The 4,460-nt window shown below is 56.4% G+C and carries 6 protein-coding genes; 2 read left to right on the forward strand and 4 right to left on the reverse strand.

Annotated elements, in window-relative coordinates; translation table 11 throughout:
• Positions 1-145: 145 nt before the first annotated feature.
• A complete protein-coding gene (locus LB453_RS23255) occupies positions 146-469 on the reverse strand; it encodes a MobC family plasmid mobilization relaxosome protein (RefSeq protein WP_224481807.1) in 324 nt (107 codons plus the stop codon).
• A gap of 637 nt (positions 470-1,106) precedes the next feature.
• Here LB453_RS23255 and LB453_RS23370 point away from each other — a divergent pair.
• A complete protein-coding gene (locus tag LB453_RS23370; protein WP_103797730.1) occupies positions 1,107-1,238 on the forward strand; it encodes a replication initiation protein in 132 nt (43 codons plus the stop codon).
• Between the two features lie 925 nt (positions 1,239-2,163).
• On the opposite strand, the gene LB453_RS23260 is transcribed toward LB453_RS23370, so the two are convergent.
• A complete protein-coding gene (locus LB453_RS23260; RefSeq protein WP_072010481.1) occupies positions 2,164-2,349 on the reverse strand; it encodes a general stress protein in 186 nt (61 codons plus the stop codon).
• Between the two features lie 296 nt (positions 2,350-2,645).
• Between LB453_RS23260 and LB453_RS23265 the strand changes: the two genes are divergently transcribed.
• Complete coding sequence (locus LB453_RS23265) at positions 2,646-2,873, forward strand: hypothetical protein (protein WP_103797729.1); 228 nt, start codon at positions 2,646-2,648, stop codon at positions 2,871-2,873.
• 350 nt (positions 2,874-3,223) lie between these two features.
• On the opposite strand, the gene LB453_RS23270 is transcribed toward LB453_RS23265, so the two are convergent.
• Positions 3,224-3,439 (reverse strand): MbeD family mobilization/exclusion protein, encoded by a 216-nt coding sequence (locus LB453_RS23270; protein WP_072048928.1) that lies wholly within the window; start codon positions 3,437-3,439, stop codon positions 3,224-3,226.
• Between the two features lie 3 nt (positions 3,440-3,442).
• Positions 3,443-3,928 (reverse strand): MbeB family mobilization protein, encoded by a 486-nt coding sequence (locus LB453_RS23275; RefSeq protein WP_224481806.1) that lies wholly within the window; start codon positions 3,926-3,928, stop codon positions 3,443-3,445.
• Positions 3,929-4,460 lie beyond the last annotated feature (532 nt).

A 4,460-nucleotide genomic window follows, 5' to 3' on the forward strand; every position in this document is an offset into this window, starting at 1 on the left:
CTTTTTGGCATAGGGCGAGGCGTCGATAAGCTCCCGGACTTCCTCCGGCTTCCCCTGCAGAACGCTGGCACCGTCGCGGTGCCGGTCTTTGCCCAGCAGATAATCCACCGGACCGGCGCCACCGCCGCGCCCTCGCGGGTGAAACTTAACGATCATCGTCTGCCCCTTTTTCCAGCACGGCATGCCGCAGCCGCTCGAGTCCGGCATCGATGGCCATCAGCGCGGCGACAACCTGCACGCGGTCGTGCCCGCTGCCTCCCGCGCCGTTAACCTGCCGGGCAATCTGATTGAGGTTGTTCCCCATACCGGCAAGCTGACGAAGCAGCGCCGGCGAGATCGACGGAAGTTTGCCGGCGCGGGCAGGCTTCTCGTCCAGGCACGTCTGCCGCATCCAGGCCGCGAGCTGTTTACCGTCGCAGCGTTCCAGCAGACGGCGGTGCTCATCTTCCGTTACCCACATCGTGAGCATTTTGCTGCGTTTATCTGCCAATCCGGCCTCCTGATAACGCCGGGACGGGCGGGAAATCTTTTCCCGGTCGGCGCGGTGTTGGACAAGCCGCAGGCGCGTCAGTGTCTTTTAGCGGGTTTCGGGGCGCAGCCCTGAACCAGTCACGTAGCGCTAGCGGAGTGTATACTGGCTTAATATGGTAAATCGAAGTGGGAATTCAGGGAAGTGCTTCATGTGGCAAGGGAAAATGCGGCGGCGGTGCGTAAGTGCAGAATGTCAGGATTGGTGAAATGACGCCTCCTCGCTCACTCGGTCGCTACGCTCCTGCCGTGAGACTGTGGCGGGCGTTACCGGCTCACAAATTGCGGAATGAGAGATGACGTTAAAGTAGAGAAGGCAGGAAAAGGATGCGAAGTTGCCGTTTTTCCATAGGCTCCGCCCCCCTGACAAGCATCACTAAATCTGACGCTCAAATCAGTGGCGGCGAAACCCGACAGGACTATAAAGATCCCAGGCGTTTCCCCCTGGTAGCTCCCTCGTGCGCTCTCCTGTTCCTGCCTTTCGGTTTACCGGTGTCATTCCGCTGTTATGGCCGCGGTTTCGCATTCCACGCCTGACACTCAGTTCCGGGTAGGCAGTTCGCTCCAAGCTGGACTGTATGCACGAACCCCCCGTTCAGTCCGACTGTTGCGCCTTGCCCGGTAACTATCATCTTGAGTCCAATCCGGAAAGACACGACTTATCGCCACTGGCAACAGCCATTGGTAGAGGGCGTACAAGTGATTACTGATGCAGAGTTCTTGAAGTTAGAGCCAAACTACGGCTAAACTGAAAGGACGAATTTGGTGGCAGCGGTCTTGTACACCCTGTTACCACGGTTCAGAAGTTCCCCAACTTACTGAACCTTCGAAAAACCACCTCCCCAGGTGGTTTTTTCGTTTAGTCAGCAAGATACTCGCCAAGCCTTTCTCTCGTCAATCCGCTTCAACATCAATCATCCAATAAATCATCACACGTGGTTAAGAAAATCACTGTTGGTGTTTAAAATAGCACTAAAAGCTTAAGGCTCATTTGAATACTGTTGTATTATTTTCGTATTATGGGCGATTTTTTGTTGCGTGTTTTTTCGTGATGCTGTTTAATGCTTCTGACGCATAGCGTATCCGTTGCCTTTTTGATTTTAATGGCTAATATCGGATTTGGTTAACCTTGGGGACACCTAGGGCTAGACTGGGCGCAACGTTATGCGGGGGTTTCGAAAACTCCTGGAAGCGAAAAGCCACCGGATAGATAGAAAAAACCCTCGCAGGACGTTGCATTACTTATTGGCAACTAGCGAGGGCTCATTCGTGATTTGGCGATCTAAGAATAGCCGCAAGCGGTTGCCGTTGCAAGCGCGAGGGCTTTTCTATGATGTTCGTAAATGCTTGCAAGTGGATTGGCAATATCATCCTCCAAATCGCAATTGGCGTAGCCGGTAGCGTTTTGGCAAGTGTGATTCTTGCCCATTTCCATCTTGCGTAAAGGGCACGAGCGGATGTCATAGTTCTCCGCTTTGCAGCGGTAACACGTTGCGCCCGAACTGGCCGCTGGGGATACCTAGCGGCCTTTTCGCAACTCTAATTTAACTCCTCAAACGCTGTTGCTTTTACCATAACATCCCTTTTGCGCAGGGCATGAAAAAACCCGCCTGGGCGGGTTTTGGGCAGCTCATCTCAGGAAACCTTGCGCTCAGGAGCACCTCTTCGACTGATCTGGCCTCCCTTTCTGCCTGCTTCACGGGCTCGCTCTGGGTTGTTCTTGAAGTTCCCTCCGCTTATGCGGCCACCTTTTTGGCCGGCTTCTGCAGCCCGTTCTGGATTTTCCGCAAAATTGCCTGCACCGCCTCTACGTCCCGCCATAACGCCTCCGGTTTGAGTTAAGTAAAGACAGATAAAGCATAGCCTTAACCTTTTCTCTCTGCGCCTGATCAGGCGTGCGCAGCGTTCAGACTGCCTCACCGATCGTTTTTTGACGTTTTTAAGGCAAAAAAAAACCCGCTCAGGGCGGGGAAAATTCGTTACAGAGGAATATCTCTGTCTCTAATAGGGCAACGTAAAACTATTTAAGTTCCTTCCCTGCCAGGGCGGTTGTTTTCACGTATTCTGTAGGCTTCGCCTGCCGTTTAGGCAGAGCTTTCACAGCAAGCAGGTCACGCATGTACAGAAACGAAGAAGAAAGGCTGTCTGACACAGTAATGGGCGAGGCCGTCATTGATCTGCTCGATGAGAGGGCGCGCATAACCAATGCCACACTGCTCCAGAAGCTCCAGACCTTCCTGCTCGCAACAGAGGAACCGTGGCGGGAGGCAGCGATACGCAGCGCTATCAGAGACGTCCAGTCGGCAATTCTGGATGTTGGCAGCAAGGCGTCATCTCTGCACTGAGCGCGGCAACTCCGGGTGAACAGGCCAGGCACCCGGATTTAACATAAGAGTTCTTAGCGGCACCGCCCCGGACGGGTTCGGCGCGAAAGCGGCGTCAGCCCGGTAAAACCGGCAGTAAACTCCCCGGTAAACCGCGCCGCCTGCACCAGATAAATTTAACCCAAATGCATAGCCATGCAGCCGGGTGAATGGCTCCGGCTTTCGGCGGGGATCTGCGCCGAAATCCCCGTTTTATCGGGTTTGTCACAGCGACGGACCGTCATACGTCCGCTGGCGCTGCGATCGTTCCAGTTCCAGCGCTTTCTGGTGCTGCGCCGCCCGCTGCTGCTCCCGGTGCGCCTCGATTCCGTTCATCCTTGCGACAACCGGCGCAGCTGATCGCTCAAACTCTGCACCTGCCTGCTCAAGCCCGTGACGCGCTCGCTCAGCGCCGCGTTCTCCCGTTGCATAAGCCCAGACATCGTCCGCCATTCCGCGAAGGCGTTCTCCCACTCGTCCAGCCTTTTCGAGTAGTCCTGCTGTAGCTGCTCTAATGCGCTCAGCAACTGTTTTTCCAGCTCCGTCATGTGCTATTTCCCCTCCAGTATCATCCAGCTCGAATCCTCTCCGAACCGTCCCGCTTCCGGGTTCACCCTCACGCAGCGGCGTCTCTGCTCGCCGCAGGTCGAGAGCTGCACGCCGCTGTTCCGCTCGGACAGCATAGCCTGCGTGCTCTTCTGCTCCCGGATGGTCGTGTAATTGTCGAGTATCTGCTGACTCTGCCACCACAGAATGGCCGCGCCCGAGGCTATCAGCAGCGCGGAGACCAGGACGATGGTCAGCCATGTCTGGCTGACCATCCGCAGCATCCCTTTCGTGCGCTGGCGCATGGCTGAGGACAGCTTCTGGTCGTGGTCGAGGATGGCGGCGCTGATTCTCTTCTCGCTTTCGCTCAGTTCCGCTCTGACAGACTTCTCGTGCTCGCTGAATGCGGCTTTCAGCATCTCGCCGGTACTCTGCTGCTGCGCTTTCGATTTCTGCTCTAAGTCCTTCGCCAGCGTTAAAAGACTGTTCATAGATGGCTCCCTTCAGTCGGATGTTTCGCCCCCCGTCCGGGTCGGCAATGCTGATGCTGCTTTTTGTGGTCCGCACCACCTCAAAACCTGCGCTTTCCAGCGCCTCAGTGACGTCCTGACGGGTTTTCAGCTCCCCGGATGAGGCAAGGGCAAGCAGACCGCGCGTAATCGTCTGGGCGGCTTCCTGCTTCGTTTCCGGCAGCGCGGACGGCGTGACCAGCGCCCGCCGGTTCTCCGGCGCGTTCGGGTCGTGCAGCCCCAGCGTGCCGTTCACGATGGTCTGCCAGGCATCGATGCGCGGACGGTCGGCGCGGTCGTAATACGGCTGGAGCCGTCTGCCGGTCAGCAGCTCCGTGTTCGGGATGAGGAAATTCAGCTCCAGCCGTCCCTTATCCTGGTGCTCAACCCACAGCACGCTGTACTGGTCTTTATCGAGTCCGGGCATCAGAACCCGCTCGAAGCTCGCTATCAGCTTTTCACGCTGACCGGGCGGTAAATCCTGTTCGGCAAACGACAGCACACCGGAGGTGTA

The organism is Pantoea agglomerans, from assembly GCF_020149765.1.
Taxonomy (GTDB): domain Bacteria; phylum Pseudomonadota; class Gammaproteobacteria; order Enterobacterales; family Enterobacteriaceae; genus Pantoea; species Pantoea alvi.

Bases quoted from the DNA above. Each gene is read 5' to 3' on its own strand.
- LB453_RS23255 (WP_224481807.1), bottom strand. From the start codon at position 469: ATGCTCACGATGTGGGTAACGGAAGATGAGCACCGCCGTCTGCTGGAA.
- LB453_RS23370 (WP_103797730.1), top strand. From the start codon at position 1,107: ATGCACGAACCCCCCGTTCAGTCCGACTGTTGCGCCTTGCCCGGTAAC.
- LB453_RS23260 (WP_072010481.1), bottom strand. From the start codon at position 2,349: ATGGCGGGACGTAGAGGCGGTGCAGGCAATTTTGCGGAAAATCCAGAA.
- LB453_RS23265 (WP_103797729.1), top strand. From the start codon at position 2,646: ATGTACAGAAACGAAGAAGAAAGGCTGTCTGACACAGTAATGGGCGAG.
- LB453_RS23270 (WP_072048928.1), bottom strand. From the start codon at position 3,439: ATGACGGAGCTGGAAAAACAGTTGCTGAGCGCATTAGAGCAGCTACAG.
- LB453_RS23275 (WP_224481806.1), bottom strand. From the start codon at position 3,928: ATGAACAGTCTTTTAACGCTGGCGAAGGACTTAGAGCAGAAATCGAAA.